This is a genomic window from Winogradskyella sp. UBA3174 (genome assembly GCF_002364335.1).
Taxonomy (GTDB): domain Bacteria; phylum Bacteroidota; class Bacteroidia; order Flavobacteriales; family Flavobacteriaceae; genus Winogradskyella.
Genome location: NZ_DEXW01000080.1, coordinates 90,066 through 106,421, shown reverse-complemented (window position 1 = coordinate 106,421; position 16,356 = coordinate 90,066). Strand labels below are relative to the sequence as shown.

At 31.9% G+C, this 16,356-nt stretch carries 13 protein-coding genes; 9 read left to right on the top strand and 4 right to left on the bottom strand.

The window, feature by feature from the left end; translation table 11 throughout:
* Positions 1-109 precede the first annotated feature (109 nt).
* A complete protein-coding gene (gene pheT, locus B2U95_RS15595; RefSeq protein ID WP_296317787.1) occupies positions 110-2,536 on the top strand; it encodes a phenylalanine--tRNA ligase subunit beta in 2,427 nt (808 codons plus the stop codon).
* Positions 2,537-2,631: 95 nt separating this feature from the next.
* Here the strand turns inward: pheT and B2U95_RS15590 are convergent, their stop codons facing one another.
* A complete protein-coding gene (locus tag B2U95_RS15590; RefSeq protein WP_296317785.1) occupies positions 2,632-3,339 on the bottom strand; it encodes a hypothetical protein in 708 nt (235 codons plus the stop codon).
* Positions 3,340-3,642: 303 nt separating this feature from the next.
* Between B2U95_RS15590 and tpx the strand changes: the two genes are divergently transcribed.
* The 7 genes from tpx to ribB all read left to right on the top strand — a co-directional run bounded on the left by tpx (position 3,643) and on the right by ribB (position 11,656).
* Positions 3,643-4,143 (top strand): thiol peroxidase, encoded by a 501-nt coding sequence (gene tpx / locus B2U95_RS15585; RefSeq protein WP_296317781.1) that lies wholly within the window; start codon positions 3,643-3,645, stop codon positions 4,141-4,143.
* Between the two features lie 5 nt (positions 4,144-4,148).
* Positions 4,149-4,517 (top strand): diacylglycerol kinase family protein, encoded by a 369-nt coding sequence (locus B2U95_RS15580; RefSeq protein WP_296317779.1) that lies wholly within the window; start codon positions 4,149-4,151, stop codon positions 4,515-4,517.
* Positions 4,518-4,593: 76 nt separating this feature from the next.
* Positions 4,594-4,962 (top strand): D-alanyl-D-alanine carboxypeptidase family protein, encoded by a 369-nt coding sequence (locus tag B2U95_RS15575; RefSeq protein WP_296317775.1) that lies wholly within the window; start codon positions 4,594-4,596, stop codon positions 4,960-4,962.
* A 428-nt stretch (positions 4,963-5,390) separates the two neighbouring features.
* Positions 5,391-7,817, top strand: a complete 2,427-nt coding sequence (locus tag B2U95_RS15570) for an FtsK/SpoIIIE family DNA translocase (RefSeq protein ID WP_296317773.1) — start codon at positions 5,391-5,393, stop codon at positions 7,815-7,817.
* 21 nt (positions 7,818-7,838) lie between these two features.
* Positions 7,839-8,480, top strand: coding sequence for a LolA family protein (locus B2U95_RS15565; RefSeq protein WP_296317770.1), 642 nt, complete (start codon positions 7,839-7,841; stop codon positions 8,478-8,480).
* Positions 8,481-8,497: 17 nt separating this feature from the next.
* Positions 8,498-10,477, top strand: coding sequence for an LptF/LptG family permease (locus B2U95_RS15560; protein ID WP_296317769.1), 1,980 nt, complete (start codon positions 8,498-8,500; stop codon positions 10,475-10,477).
* A gap of 30 nt (positions 10,478-10,507) precedes the next feature.
* Positions 10,508-11,656: a 3,4-dihydroxy-2-butanone-4-phosphate synthase gene (gene ribB / locus B2U95_RS15555; protein WP_296317767.1), complete on the top strand. Its 1,149-nt coding sequence runs from the start codon at positions 10,508-10,510 to the stop codon at positions 11,654-11,656.
* Here ribB and B2U95_RS15550 read toward each other — a convergent pair whose 3' ends face one another.
* From B2U95_RS15550 to B2U95_RS15540, 3 genes are all read right to left on the bottom strand, one after another.
* Positions 11,657-13,219 carry a family 16 glycosylhydrolase gene (locus tag B2U95_RS15550; protein WP_296317765.1) on the bottom strand — a complete coding sequence of 521 codons (1,563 nt, stop codon included), beginning with the start codon at positions 13,217-13,219 and terminating at the stop codon, positions 11,657-11,659. It lies immediately after the preceding gene.
* A 93-nt stretch (positions 13,220-13,312) separates the two neighbouring features.
* Positions 13,313-14,506, bottom strand: coding sequence for a DegT/DnrJ/EryC1/StrS family aminotransferase (locus tag B2U95_RS15545; RefSeq protein WP_296317763.1), 1,194 nt, complete (start codon positions 14,504-14,506; stop codon positions 13,313-13,315).
* 74 nt (positions 14,507-14,580) lie between these two features.
* Positions 14,581-15,210 carry an NAD(P)H-dependent oxidoreductase gene (locus B2U95_RS15540; RefSeq protein ID WP_296317760.1) on the bottom strand — a complete coding sequence of 210 codons (630 nt, stop codon included), beginning with the start codon at positions 15,208-15,210 and terminating at the stop codon, positions 14,581-14,583.
* A 126-nt stretch (positions 15,211-15,336) separates the two neighbouring features.
* On the opposite strand from B2U95_RS15540, the gene B2U95_RS15535 reads away from it, so the two are divergent.
* The gene (locus B2U95_RS15535) at positions 15,337-16,353 is read left to right on the top strand and encodes an XdhC family protein (RefSeq protein ID WP_296317758.1); all 1,017 of its coding nucleotides are present in this window, start codon (positions 15,337-15,339) and stop codon (positions 16,351-16,353) included.
* The last annotated feature ends 3 nt before the right edge of the window (positions 16,354-16,356 follow it).

Sequence of the window (16,356 nt, the reverse complement as noted above, 5' to 3'; positions counted from 1 at the left end):
CATTTCAACATTCAAAAATTACAGTGTTAATATCAATATTAAAAATTATCGTTTCGTATTTTAATAGGAATCAACTATTACTATCTTTGTGACTTGATTAAATTGACACATGAAAATTTCATACAACTGGCTTAAACAGTTTATAAAGATAGATTGGACCGCTGAGAAAACTGGCGAATTACTTACTGATCTTGGTTTAGAAATAGAAGGTATCGACACCTACGAATCTGTAAAAGGTGGATTACAGGGTATTGTTGTTGGCGAGGTTTTAACTTGCGAGCAACACCCAAATGCAGACCGATTAAAAATAACTACAGTAAACATAGGCGGAGAAGAACCTCTACAAATAGTTTGTGGCGCTCCTAATGTTGCTGCCGGACAAAAAGTACCAGTCGCAACTATAGGAACTACACTTTACACCGCAGAAGGAGAAGCTTGGAAAATTAAGAAAGGAAAAATTAGAGGAGAAGAAAGTCATGGTATGATTTGCGCTGAAGATGAATTGGGTCTTGGCGAATCTCACGATGGAATTATGGTTTTGGACAAAAAACATATTGTGGGAACAGCTGCCGCAGATATTTTTGAAGTTGAAAACGATCAAGTTTTTGAAATTGGCTTAACACCAAACCGTGCAGATGCTATGAGTCATTATGGTGTGGCTAGAGATCTAAGAGCTGGTTTATTACAGCACGAAGTTTCTGCACAATTAATTACTCCTTCAGTAAGTTCTTACCACATAGATGCAAGATCACTTAAAGTAGATGTAGATGTTTTAGATAAAGAGAAATGTCCGCGTTATTGTGGTGTTACCATTTCTGGAGTTAAAGTAAAAACGTCACCAGATTGGCTGCAACATCGTTTAAAATCTATAGGCTTAGCACCTATTAACAATATTGTTGATGCAACAAATTACGTTTTACACGAATTAGGGCAACCACTACACGCCTTTGATGCGAGTAAAATTTCTAATAATAAAATTGAAGTAAAAACGTGTAAAGCAGGCACAAAATTCACCACACTAGATGGTATTGTACGCGAGCTACATGAAGACGATTTAATGATTTGTGATGCCGAAAAACCAATGTGTATCGCTGGTGTTTTTGGAGGTATTGATTCTGGCGTTACAGAACATACCATAAATATCTTCTTAGAGAGTGCCTATTTTAATCCTGTGAGCGTTCGTAAAACAGCGAAACGCCATGCTTTAAATACAGATGCATCTTTTAGATTTGAAAGAGGAATTGACCCTAGTCTTACAGAATATGCATTAAAACGCGCTGCAATACTCATAATGGAAATCGCTGGTGGTGAAATTACGAGTGATATTTCTGATGCTTACCAAAATAAAATACAAGATTTCCAAGTCCGACTGAGTTTTGAAAATGCTAAAAAGTTAATTGGTGAAGAAATCCCAAAGGAAACAATAAAAAGTATTTTAACATCTTTAGAGATTAAAGTAAATAACGTTACCGAAACTGGTTTAGGTTTAACTGTGCCAGCTTATAGAAATGATGTACAACGCGAAGCTGATATTATTGAAGAAATCCTTAGGGTTTACGGTTATAATAACATTGCGACGACTACAAAACTAAATGCTTCGATTTCTAATTCATCTAAATTTGAAGATTATAAGCTTCAAAATATTATAGGTAATCAATTAGCTTCACAAGGCTTTTTTGAGATTATGGCGAATTCGTTAACTTCTCCTAAATATATTGCGTTAAGTGAGCAATTAAATGAGACGCACAACGTAAAAATGCTCAACCCTTTGAGTAATGATTTAGAAGTAATGCGCCAATCGTTACTATTTTCTGGTTTAGAAGCAGTATCGCATAATATTAATAGAAGACGTGAGGATTTAAAGTTATTTGAATTTGGGAAAACCTATCATCAATACGAAGAATCTCGCGAGGAATATAAACACTTGTCGCTTTTTGTAACTGGCAATAAAAACCAAGAACGCTGGAATACTGCTACAACACCAAGTGACTTCTTTTATTTAAAAGGAAGCATTGAAGCTGTTTTAGAACGCTTAGGTTTAAATCAGTTAAAGTCTGCACCAACTAAGTTAGACACGCTAAGTGAGGGCATTAGTTTATCTGTTGGAAAGAAAAAATTAGTTGATTTTGGATTAGTTAAAAAATCAGTTTTAAAACATTTCGGAATTTCTCAAAATGTTTTATTTGCAGATTTTAATTGGGACAATGTATTAGAAATTGCTCAGCATAATAAAATTAAGTTTGGCGCTATTTCTAAATATCCAGAAGTGCGACGCGATTTTGCTTTGTTATTAGATAATAATGTTTCTTTTGAAGATATACATACCATAGCTAAGCAAACTGAAAAGCAATTACTAAAAAACATAAATCTCTTTGATGTCTATGAAGGTAAAAACTTACCAGATGGCAAAAAGAGTTATGCCGTAAGTTTTACGCTACAAGACGAACACAAAACTTTGAATGATAAGCAGATTGATAAGATTATGTCTAAGCTACAGTCTAATTTTGAGACTAAGCTTGGTGCTGAGTTGCGTTAGCATTTATCTAGAAAACTAAAAAGCCCTTAATAACTATTAAGGGCTTTTTTTTATGTTTCAGAAAGAAATACAATTTATCTGTTTAATTTATTCTGTTAAGCTTCTTTTGCTCCGAAAGTAAAAGTTGCCGTTTTAAACTTCATTTCAATATAAGAGATTAACCCATAAAAGAAAATCGCAGCTCCAGACATTTCCAAAAATTCTTCAAAACTATACATTAAGGCATAAGTTACTGTTTCTTCTCCATGCACTTCAGAATGAAGTCCTCCTAACATTTCCATACCTACAGCACCAAAAACAAATACAACACCAGACAATATAAATAGCTTTAAAATCTTTTTTGGTAAACGCATCATAAATTTAAAATAAGCAATACCAATAACAACGACTAGAGCTAGATAAGGAATAAACCATGCAAAATAAAGTAATCCAGAAGTGTTAAAAAGTGCTTCCATTGGTGCTCTCAACTGCTCATGTATTTGTATCATTTCATCTAAAGAGATAAAAACAAAAATGGCTGATAAGCCAATCCAATGCCAAAATTTTTCACCCAATGCTTTACTGCCAAAGGCAATAAGAGCCAGTAAAATAGAATCCCCTAACAATACTAATGCCGAAAAATAGGTTGGCAAATTAGCTTCTAAGTTAACGTTAAAGAGCTTAACAAGAAGCCTTGTAACCTTATCCTCCATTCCTGAAGTGCTAAATAATAAATAAACAGAAAATAGATTCCCGATTATTAATAGTCCTATAGCAATAAATAGATTGTAAAGAATCTTAGACTTTCGTACTTGAAATTTCATAACGTATAATAGTTAAACTAAAGACAAATAGAGAGTTTGCCTAAAAATGATTTGATTTAGTTGAATTCGAAGTTAAAAATTTTGACCAATTGTAATCAATATTTTATTCAAATAACCAATAACTTCGATTAAATGTTTTAAAACCACAATCACGACAACTTAAAACACTAAATAATAATAATTTAACGAACAACAACAGATAAATATTAAAGCAGGTAATATTGTTAAATATTATAGTTTTTTTAATATTTAACTACTTAAAAAAAATTATTTTTAACACTTATTAAAAAATACACAATAAAAATGGCAAACGTAACATTAGGAGGAACTCCTGTAGAAACAATAGGTAATTTACCAAAAGTTGGTGATAAAGCACCAAATTTTAAACTCACCGATACAGAGTTAGCAGATAAATCTCATGCAGATTTTAAAGGACATAGATTAGTATTAAATATTTTCCCAAGTGTAGACACAGGTACTTGTGCACAATCTATAAGAACCTTTAACGAAAAAGCTAGTGGATTAGAAAACACTAAAGTGTTATGTATTTCTAAAGATTTACCGTTTGCAATGGCTAGATTCTGCGGCGCAGAAGGTATAGAAAATGTTGTAAGCCTATCTGACTATAAAACAGGGAATTTTGGTAAAGATTATGGATTAACTTTTAAGTCAGGAGCTTTTGAGTCGCTTTTATCGCGTTGTATTGTTACAATTGATACAGATGGTACTATTTTACATACTGAGCAAGTAACAGAAATTGCAGACGAACCAAATTACGAAAGTGCTTTAGCTAGCTTAGCATAGTTGGTATGCAAAAAGAAGAACCATTCATTATAAACAGAATAAAGAGTGTCGGGTATGCCTTTAAAGGCATGCTCATTCTTATTAAAACCGAAGCAAGTATAAAAATTCAGCTATTCATTGCTATAATAGTGACCATAGCTGGGTTTTATTTTGAAATATCTACCACAGAATGGATGTTTCAAGTTGCCATGATTGGTTTGGTAATGAGCATAGAGGGCCTGAATACTGCCGTAGAATATATTGCTGACTTTATTCACCCAGAACATCATCCAAAAATTGGTTTAATAAAAGACGTTGCTGCTGGTGCTGTCTTTATTGCCTCAATTATAGCTACAATTATTGCTGGTATTATTTATTTACCTAAAATACTTTAATACCAAAACCAATAGAATAAACGCTACATATTTGTATTTTTGTTTAACTCGAATTTTCAATACTTTAAACAAGAGAATGAAATTCATATTTACTACGTTTTCTGGTATAATTTTGTTTTTAAGTTGTAATTCGGGTGATAAAAAATTCAGTCAAATTGATATTTCTGAAACAGCTTTAGATCCAATTACCACTTTTAAAAACCACTTAGTTAATATCACTAAAGAATTTGTTCTAGGAAAATTTAATTACAAAACAGATTCAACTTTTACAAAAGCCGGAAGCATCTATTCTGCAAAAGAAGTATATTTAAATACTGAAGTTTATAATGCTTTTTTAAATATGTATAATGCTCCAAAAGCAGATCATATAGATTTAATAATTCTTTCGGGAACAAGTAATTTTAATGAGCAAAAAGCTATTTGGGAACGTTATAAAAACCTATAATCAACACAACGCATACTAAAAGATATTAGAATATAGTTCTATGCCAAGTTCATGAAGACATCATTGGGGAACAGATTTAGATTTAAATAGTTTAAGTAATTCGTATTTTAGCAGCGGAAAAAGACTCGAAGTTTATAAATGATTAAAAGATAATGCGATTGGATTTGGTTTTTATCAAGTTTATTCTGAAAAAAAAATGAGAACAGAACAAATTATAATTTAGAAAAATGGCAGTGGTCTTATTTACCATTAGCAAGTAAATATTTAGAATTTTACAATAAAAGAATAATTAATGATGATATTAATAATTTTAAAGGATGCGAAGAAGCACAGAAACTAAGAATTATTAATGATTATATTAATGGAATCTCACAAAAAACAAGAGATTATAAATAAACAATAAATTTCCGTTTAATCGGAAAGTAAATATGGCAAAAAGAACAACTAAAAAGAAAACCACAACCAAAGCGAAGCCAAAGACAAAGTCTGGACTAAAAAAACCTTCGTTTAAACTGTCTAATCAACAAAAACTTATTTTTGGAAGTTTAATGATTATACTTGGTGTACTTCTGTTTATCTCTTTTCTGTCTTATATCATTACAGGAAAAGAAGATCAAAGTGTCCTCAGTACATTTCCAGAACGCTCAGAAGATTACAAGAATTGGGCAAGTCAAGCTGGTGCATGGGTTAGCGAATTATTTATTACCAAAGGATTTGGTATCCCTTCATTTATTTTTTCAGGATTAATATTTCTTTCGGGTGTTTATACAACTTTAAACTTAAAAAAAGTACGATTACGCAAACATTGGATATGGGGAACACTAATAGTCATTTGGCTATCTATATTTTTAGGGTTCTTTACACATAAATACGATCTTCTTGGTGGTACAATTGGTTATGAGATGAATCATTTCTTTCAAGATTATATAGGTAAAATTGGCACTGCTTTACTTCTATTATTTGGTGTTATCACCTATTTAGCGATTCGGTTTAAAGTTACAGGTGATACTTTTGTAAACCTATTTAAGAAAGCCAAACGCGACATTAATGATGAACTTAATACTAATAAAAAAACGAGTAATGATGCTACCGTAGCAGTAGATAATAGTTTATCTGACGAAGCTGAAGCTTTTAAATCTGCTTTTGAAATTCCGCTTAAAAATTTAGAACCCACCATAAGTAACCATTCTAAGCCAGAGCCAAAGAAAGAAGCTCTTAAGATGGAAGTGGCTGAGAAACCTGTAGAAGAAACTATTGAAGAACCTGAGATTAAGATTGAAGTTGAAGCCACTAAAGAAGAGAAATCTGAAACAGATAATTTATCTGATAAACTCGTTGCAGATTTCGGACAGTTTGATCCTACGTTAGAGTTAGGGAAATTTCAATTTCCGACATTAGATTTGCTTAAAAAATACGATAACGAAGGAATTTCAATAGACCAAGAAGAACTCGAAGAAAACAAAAACCGTATCGTTGATACGCTTAATAATTATAAGATAGGTATTAGTAGTATAAAAGCTACTATTGGTCCCACAGTAACACTTTATGAAATTGTACCAGACGCTGGTATTAGAATTTCAAAAATTAAAAATTTAGAAGATGATATTGCCTTATCGCTTTCTGCATTAGGCATTAGAATTATTGCACCTATTCCTGGTAAAGGAACTATTGGTATTGAAGTGCCAAATAAAAATTCTACTATCGTATCGATGCGTTCTGTCATTGCGTCACAAAAGTTTCAGCAATCAAAAATGGAATTACCTATAGCTTTGGGTAAAACCATTAGTAACGAAACATTGGTCGTAGATTTAGCAAAAATGCCCCATTTACTTATGGCTGGTGCAACAGGACAAGGAAAATCTGTTGGTTTAAATGCTGTATTAACATCATTATTATATAAGAAACATCCAGCTGAAGTTAAATTTGTACTCGTAGATCCTAAAAAGGTAGAATTGACGCTTTTTAATAAAATTGAACGTCATTACTTAGCAAAATTACCAGATAGTGAAGAAGCTATTATTACAGATAACACTAAAGTGATTAATACATTAAATTCACTTTGTATTGAAATGGATAACCGATACGAAATGCTGAAAAACGCCTTTTGTAGAAATATTGCTGAATACAATACTAAGTTTAAGGCAAGAAAACTAAACCCAAATGATGGCCATACATTCTTACCATACATCGTATTAGTTGTAGATGAGTTTGCAGATTTAATAATGACGGCTGGTAAAGAAGTAGAGACACCTATTGCACGTTTAGCACAATTAGCACGTGCCATTGGTATTCATTTAATCATTGCAACACAAAGGCCTTCGGTAAATGTAATTACTGGTATAATTAAGGCAAATTTCCCAGCACGTATTGCGTTTAGAGTAACTAGTAAAATAGATTCGCGTACAATTTTAGATGGCTCTGGCGCAGACCAATTAATTGGTCGTGGTGATATGTTATACACCCAAGGCAACGATTTAATACGAATACAGTGCGCCTTTGTAGACACACCAGAAGTTGAAAAGATTACTGAATTTATTGGCTCTCAAAAAGCATATCCAGATGCACACCTATTACCAGAGTATGTTGGTGAAGAAGGTGGCACAAATCTTGATGTAGATATAGCTGACAGAGATAAATTATTTAGAGATGCAGCAGAAATTATTGTAACATCACAACAAGGCTCAGCATCTTTGTTACAGCGTAAACTTAAATTAGGTTACAATAGAGCAGGTCGAATTATAGATCAATTAGAAGCTGCAGGTATTGTAGGTAATTTTGAAGGCAGTAAAGCAAGACAAGTTTTAGTCCCAGATTTAGCGTCCTTAGATCAATTATTAGAAAACGAGAAACAATAAAGAATTTAGAGCATATATAAAATGAAAAGATTATTTATAATAACGATTTTAGCATTAGGTTGTGTTGGATTTGCACAGAACGACACAAAGGCTGAAGCATTACTTTCTGAAGTAAGCCAAAAGATTAAATCTTATAAAAACGTCAGTTTAGATTTTAAGTACGAATTAAATAATGTTAGTGAAAATATAAGTCAAGAAACACGTGGTGACGTTGTTATTGAAGGTGAAAAATATAAATTAAACATTCTAGGTTTAACTCGTATTTTTAACGGAAAAACCCTCTACACAATTAATCCCGAAGATGAAGAGGTTACAATTTCTTCAGACAATACTAATGAAGAAGGTACAATTACACCAAGTGAAATGCTATCATTTTATGAAGATGGTTATACCTATAAAATGGATATCATGCAGAATGTAAAAGGTAGAAAAATTCAATATGTAAAATTGAATCCTATTGATGCTGATGCAGAAATGAAATATATCTTATTAGGTATTGACGCAACTACAAAACACATCTATAATTTAATTGAAGTAGGACAAGACGGAACAAAAACAACGTTAACCGTTAATTCTTTTAAAACTGATGAGCCTATATCAAAAACCTTATTTACATTTGACGAAAGTAAATACAGTGATTACTTTATCAATAAAATCGATTAAGGCCTAAATTTTAACTTGTGAAAATATTAGATAGGTACATACTTATCACATTCTTAAGGACGTTTTTTAGCGTCTTTATTATATTCATGTTCATCTTTGTTTTACAAGGTGTTTGGCTATATATAGCTGAACTTGCTGGTAAAGATTTAGATGTCTCTGTAACTGCTAAATTTATTTTATACTACATGCCAAAGCTAATTCCTTTGGTAGTTCCACTTACTGTACTTCTATCTTCGATAATGGTTTTTGGTAATTTTGCCGAAAATTATGAATTTGCTGCTATGAAATCTACAGGTATTTCTCTGCAACGCTCCATGAGAAGCCTTAGTATATTCATAATAGCTCTTGGTATTGGTTGTTTCTTTTTTGCCAACAACGTGATTCCTTGGGGAGAATATAATTTCTATAATCTAAGAAGAAATATAGCAAAAGTGAAGCCAGCTTTGGCAATTGCAGAAGGTCAATTTAACGAGATTGGAAATATTAATATAAAAGTTGATAGCAAGTCTGGTGATCGTGGTCAGTTTTTAGAGGGTGTTGTTATTCATGAAAAAGCAACACGAACAGGTAATTATAAAGTTATAATTTCAGAAAAAGGTGAATTAAAAAGCACCCCTGATTCCAATGTGCTGCAATTAGAGCTAATCAATGGAAATCGTTATGAAGAAATCATAAGTAAAGATAGACGACAAGAAGCTAATAAACCACATGCAAATAGCTATTTTGACAGTTATATTATCAATATAGATTTAGAGATTTTAAGCTCAGAAGATTTAGACGAGAAAAACAGCTCTAATAAAGCGAAAATGCTAACAGTAGGGCAATTGAATTACGCAATAGATAGTCTATTTCTAAAGAAAAAAGATGATTATGAAACACTAGCATCGACACTTTTTAACAGAACTACATACAGAGCTTTAAATTTGAGTATTGATACAACTGCAGTAGATTCCATTTATACTGGCAAAATTTTAGATATTTTTGATACAGCAAAAAAAGTGCAAATCCTAAATTTAGCAATTAACTCTTCTAACAGCACAAGACAGATATTAGATTCAAATAAAAAGAACTTTTCTATTAAGGACATTAACCTTAACAAACACATTATAGCACTTCACGATAAGTTTATTTTAGCGCTTTCTTGCATTATACTTTTCTTTGTAGGCGCACCTTTAGGAGCTTTAATAAGAAAAGGCGGTCTAGGTTTGCCAATAATAATTGCTGTAGTTTTATTTTTAACCTATCATTTTTTCGGAATCTTTACAAGAAATAGTGCAGAAAAAGGAAGTTTTAATCCAATAATTGGTGCTTGGTTGTCTACAGCAGTAATGCTACCGTTAAGTATTTATTTAACTACAAGAGCGACCAACGATAGAGGCGTATTTGAGTTCGATGCTATTATTGTACCACTTAAAAGACTATTTACTGCAAAAAACAAACTACAACTTTCAGAAACTGATACTAAATCTTATAACTATTATAAGAAATATGAAATTGAAGAACTTGTTGCTATTATAAAAAAACAAGGTGACTTTGATTTAGATAAAAAACCTAAAGAAATAGCCCTTCATAATTTATTAAATAGAAATATAGCACTTGAGGGTTTAAAGGAAAAAGGTCTAGAAATTCCTGAAAAACTTATTAATGCGAAAGCTTTGTATAAAGACTATAAAGATTATTCTAAAACAAGTCTAGTGAGCTATTCTATTGGCGGCATATTATTAATACTTCATTTTATATTAAAGAATAATAAATTAGAAGAGATTGCAGAGACTTGCTTAAGTCTAAGTATTATATCCTTTGTGTTTTTTGTAATTTATGTAATAGTTGATGCTTTTGTTTATTCTAAATTCTACAAAGCTATTGACCAAAAAGCCAAACGTATAAACCCATTAATTCTATTAATAACGCTTCCTATTTATCCTTTTAAGTATATGATTTTGAGAAATAAAATGGCTCAAGACTTCTATCAGACTTGCTTACAAAATATAAAATAAACGTATCTTTGCATTATTAAATTTAACACCATGACAAGTCAAACTGCGACTACCAAAACAAGCTTAAATACCATTGAAGAAGCTATCGAAGATATTCGTCAAGGCAAGATTATTATTGTTGTTGATGATGAAAATAGAGAAAATGAAGGTGATTTTTTAGCAGCTGCCGAAAAGGTAACTCCAGAAATGATAAACTTTATGGCAACTCATGGTCGTGGTTTAATCTGTACACCACTTACTGAACACCGTTGTGAAGACTTGGAGTTGAGTATGATGGTTAGAAATAACACAGACCCTATGGAAACTGCATTTACAGTATCTGTAGATTTAAGAGGAAATGGTGTAAGCACAGGAATCTCTGCTAGTGATAGATCCAAAACAGTACAAGCATTAGTTAATAAAGAAACAAAAGGGTTTGAACTTGCTAGACCAGGTCATATTTTCCCATTAGTGGCTAAAGAGGGTGGTGTTTTAAGGCGAACAGGTCATACTGAGGCTGCAATTGACTTTGCACGTTTAGCTGGTTTTGAGCCAGCAGGTGTTATTGTCGAAATAATGAACGAAGATGGAACAATGGCAAGATTGCCTCAATTACTAAAAGTTGCAAATAAATTTGACTTAAAAATTGTTTCTATTGAAGATTTGGTAGCCTACCGTATGGAGTACGATTCTTTAATAGACAAGAAAGAAGATTTTGATATAGAAACACGTTTTGGTAAATTTAGATTAAGAGCCTATTTACAAACTACAAATAATCAAATACATATTGCTTTAACAAAAGGAAATTGGAAATCTAATGAATCTATTGTTACTCGAGTTAATTCTACATTAGTAAACAATGATATTCTAGGTACTTTAACAAATAACGCAGACCAAAAGTTAGATGATATGTTTAATGTCATAAATACTAATGGAAAAGGTGCTATTATATTTATTAATCAACAGGCGGAATCTATAAACTTATTATCTCGTCTTTCTATTTTAAAAGAAAACCAAGTTGATGGTCAATTAGTAAAAGCACCAAGTATTGGTATGGATACTAAAGATTTCGGTATAGGTGCTCAAATACTACACGACCTTAAAATAAGTAAACTCAAACTAATGTCTAATAGCTTGCAGACCAAACGTGTCGGTATGATTGGTTATGGACTAGAAATTGTTGAATATATTAATTACTAATTAATCAATAATAACTCTTTTTGTAACAGTTCTAGAGCCTGAATATATTTTTAGAATATATAGTCCTGTATCTATATATTCAATATTTAATTCTTTAGTATTTATCGTTTTGTTTAATACCAATTGTCCAAGAGTATTATAAAGTTCTAAGCTGTCAACGTGTTCTGTTGTCTGTATAGATAATAGATTTGAAGCAGGATTTGGATATACCATAAAACGATTTCCAACTTCATCTGCAACGCTCAAATTTGTGTTTTGAAAAACTCTTACATAATCTATAACCATACTACTCTCATCAAAATTTGGATCTATTTCCCCAGAAACACCTCCCATAGCTATATTCAGAATTAAATACTGATCTTCATAAAAAGGCCAAGTAGTCACATCTTTTACAAGAGGGTTATAGGTGTAAAAACCAACACCATCAATTAAAAATGTAATCTGATTTGGAGACCAATTAACTGAATATACATGATACTCATTTGCCACATCATTTAGAACAAAGGATTGAAAATTTATAGTAGCACCAAAGCAACCAGAACATGCTGTATGTATTGCACTACTTACATGATTTGTAGCACCTAAGCCATGCTCCATAATATCAATTTCACCACACAGAGGCCAATTTGTCGTTCCAAAACCTTCATTATCCCAATAGGCACCATCTTCATTAATATTTTTACCTAAGGTCCATATTGCTGGCCAAGTACCTTCCCCAAATGGTAATTTAGCTCTAACATCTACTCTACCATAAGTAAAAGCAAACTTAGAATTAAGTCTCGCAGACGTATATTGTTTAGTCTCACCTTGATCTGTAAACGGTTCTTTTATTGCTGTAACATTTAAAAAGCCATTATCTACAAAAGAATTTTCTATACGATCTGTATAATGTTGCGCTTCACCATTAAACCAGCTACCGCCTGCTGGTAACTGTGTTTGATGAAACCAATTATTTGCGTCAATTGCTCCATTAGTATCAAATTCATCCGCCCAGACTAAGTCTGAATAGATAACATCTAAAACATTGGGGTCTATTGGCTCAGTACCATCATCAATATCATCTATTAAATAAGTACCTGCTATCGTTTGCCCACCATCAATAAAAATGACTAGTCTAGTAAAACTACCCATTGCATTTACAGAAGTACCTGTACCGCTAAATGTAGCATTTGCAAAATTAAAAGTAACATCATTTGTCCAACCAGAACCAGAAATACTTTGTACGACCTCAACATCTGCAGTAGTTCCATTCTCTAGTTTTATCAAAACAGTATGAGTGTTAGGATCAAAAGAATAAAAAGATAATGTAATCGTTTGTTCTTCAGATAAATTAATCGGCTGATTTAAATCTACAAAAAAACCTTGCCATGGATCACCTCCATCATTAAAAAACTGACCAACATCATCATTAGTTTCGTCTGGATTAACATTAAATGAAAAACCACTACCACTAAATACAGTAAAATTATCTGTATTATCAGAAAAATCTATTGGCATCTGTTGCGCCGAAGAAAATTGAACAAATAAGAGTAATAAACAACTGAATATGTAATTTCGTTTCATAGATATACTTTTTTGTGAAATTACAAACTACAGGTCTTATTTTAAAGTTTTAAAACTATACAAAGACAATACAAAGAGGTGATTTGAGTCGTTTTAACGCGATTTTATGATACAGTCTTTCATTTTCTCTGCGCGTAACTTTACCTCTTCTTCAGTCCAAGACAATTTAATTAAACAAGATATGTTACGACCAATAAAATGATCTGATTGCGAAAAATCTTTTGTTTTGAGTTCCGATAATTCATGTTTAAGGTCTGCAGATAAAGGATATAAAGATTTAGCATCTTTTAGATGATGCCATTCGCGAATGTAGTGCCAATTATTATCGTAATAATTCCAACATACATCAATACCATTTTCTTTGAATGCTTTAGAGACTTTTCTTGAAAACTCTAAGTCTGGTAAAAAGAAATTTAAAAACGCATAGCTTTCTTCGCCTCCTTCTGGTACAGTTCTAAACTGTACTTCGGGTAAATCAACTAAAGTTTCTCTAATGATGGTATAATTACGTTTTTGAAGTTCTATAAACTCTGGTAAGCGTCTCACTTGAGCCAAACCTACAGCAGCATTTAGTTCTGAAATCCTAAAATTATAACCTAAAAAAGGATGTGTTTCGGCACCTCTATCACTACCAATATGGTCGTGTCCATGATCGCTGTAATGATCTGCATTTATATAATAGTCTTTGTTATTAGTGACTACAGCTCCACCTTCACCACAAGTAATGGTCTTTACAAAATCGAATGAAAAACAGCCAACGTCAGCAATGCTACCTAAAGGTTTACCTTTATAAGTACCACCAATGGCTTGGCAAGAATCTTCAACAAAAATTAATTCATTTGTGTTACAAATTCTACGCAACGCATCCATATCACCCATGCTTCCGCACATTTGCACAATCATAACGGCTTTTGTCTTTGGTGTAATTGCGGCTTCAACAGCTTTTGGATCTAACGTTAATGTATCATCAACATCTACTAAAACAGGTATCGCACCCAACATCATAATAGCCTCAAAACTCGCTACAAAAGTAAATGTTGGCATAATAACTTCATCACCAGCACCAACTCCTGCAGATGCTAATGCCACAGAAACTGCTGCAGTACCACTAGATACTAATTGTACATGTTCAGAATTAAATGTTTTAGCTAATTCAGCCTCTAATTCTTTAGCTTTCCAATGGCCTTTACGCATACCGTCAAAACCATAGCGCATTAAAACACCATTATCTAAAACATCATTAACTTCTTTTCTTTCTAAATCACCAAACAACTCAAATCCAGGCATAACTTTTATTCAAATTTAATATTGAAAACTCTTATTACAAATATAAGGCTTTGTGTTATTTTATAATTAAAATCCTACAATTCTATAATAGTTTTAGTCAAAGGCTTTCTTACTTTTTTTAAAGTCGCAAACATATCGTCTTCTGCTCTATATCCAACTGGCAACAATAAAACTGAACTTAAACCTAAAGCATTCAATCCTAAAGCTTCATCTAATTTTTCTGGAATAAAACCTTCCATAGGACAACTATCTATACCCTCTACAGCACAAACCGTCATTAAATTACCTAAAGCAATATAAGCTTGTCTTGTGGCCCAATCATCTTTCTTATCCTCTGCCATATTAGTAATAGTAGCATTTAATTGTTTTTTAAATGGATCTAAAATAGTATCTGGTGTGTTTCTAACATCTTTAATCATATCAAAATGTTCTGTTATATCGGTATCGTCAATTTTAGTCTGTATACACAAAACTAATAAATGAGAAGCGTCTAAAACTTGACGTTGCCCATAGGACAACTCTACTAAAGGTTCTCGTACAAATTTGTCTTCAATAATCACCATCTTTAATGTTTGCAATCCATAAGATAAAGCTGTTAAATTAAAAGCTTCTTTTAAAATTGAAAGTTGTATTTGAGACAATTGCTTGTTTGTATCAAATTTTTTTGTTGCGTAGCGCCATTTTAATTTTTCTATTATAGACATTCTTTTTTTTGCAAAAATAAGAATAAAGTCATCAGAAAACATCAACTAAAATTGTAAGATGACTAGAAAGAGAAATTAAGTACTTCATTAGTGCTAAAATTACTTTTGTTTTTATAATTTTAGTTTATGACTCACGAACTAAAACAAATTATTTATAAAGCCTATTTAAATCAAAATAATGGATTAAAAAATGTTTTAGCTACTGTTGTTTTCTTAGATGGTTCATCTTATAGAAAACCTGGCGTACGTATGGGTATTTGTGAGGATGGTACTATGGTTGGTGCTGTTAGTGGTGGTTGCGTAGAAAATGTAGTTAAACAGCGTGCACAATCTGTATTCAAAGATAAAAAAGCTAAAGTTATAACCTATGATGGGCGACTTCGTTTGGGCTGTGAAGGCATTCTTTATATTCTAATTGAACCCTTCATTATTTCCGAAGAATTATTTATCACATTTCAAGCCGTTTTAAAAAATAGGGAAAGCTTTGAAATTGAATCTCATTTTAAGCTAAAAGATGATTTTACAGGTGATTTTGGAAGTATTCTTAAGCTTAATAATCATCGTGATTTTAAGTTCTCCAAGGAATTCAAAATAGAATCTTCAAAAGATATGAAAATATTTTCACAGACGTTACAACCTTGCTTTAAATTACTAATAATTGGTGGTGAGCATGATGCTGTTAAACTTTGTTTAATGGCAAGTATATTGGGTTGGGACATAGATGTTATTACCTCTGTAAAAGATCCTAAAAACCTATTAGATTTTCCAGGCGCACATTCAGTTATAAGTCAAGCACCAGAAATGATTGACTTAAATATTGATAAAGAAACAGCTGTCATAATAATGACCCATAATTACGCGCTTGATTTAAAGTTTTTATTAAAAGTGATTAAATTTAAGTCGAAATATATTGGTGTCTTAGGCTCGTATAAACGAAAAGAGCAACTTTTAAATGATATTATTAACCAAAATGATACTATTGGTGATGCTGTATTCTCATCTATTTATAGTCCGGCTGGTTTAAATATAGGCGCAATAACACCCGAAGAAATTGCACTATCTATACTTTCAGAAATTTTAGCTTTGGTTCGTGAAAAAGAACCAATTTCTATGAGAGATGTTAAACGAAATTTCACTAAATAATTA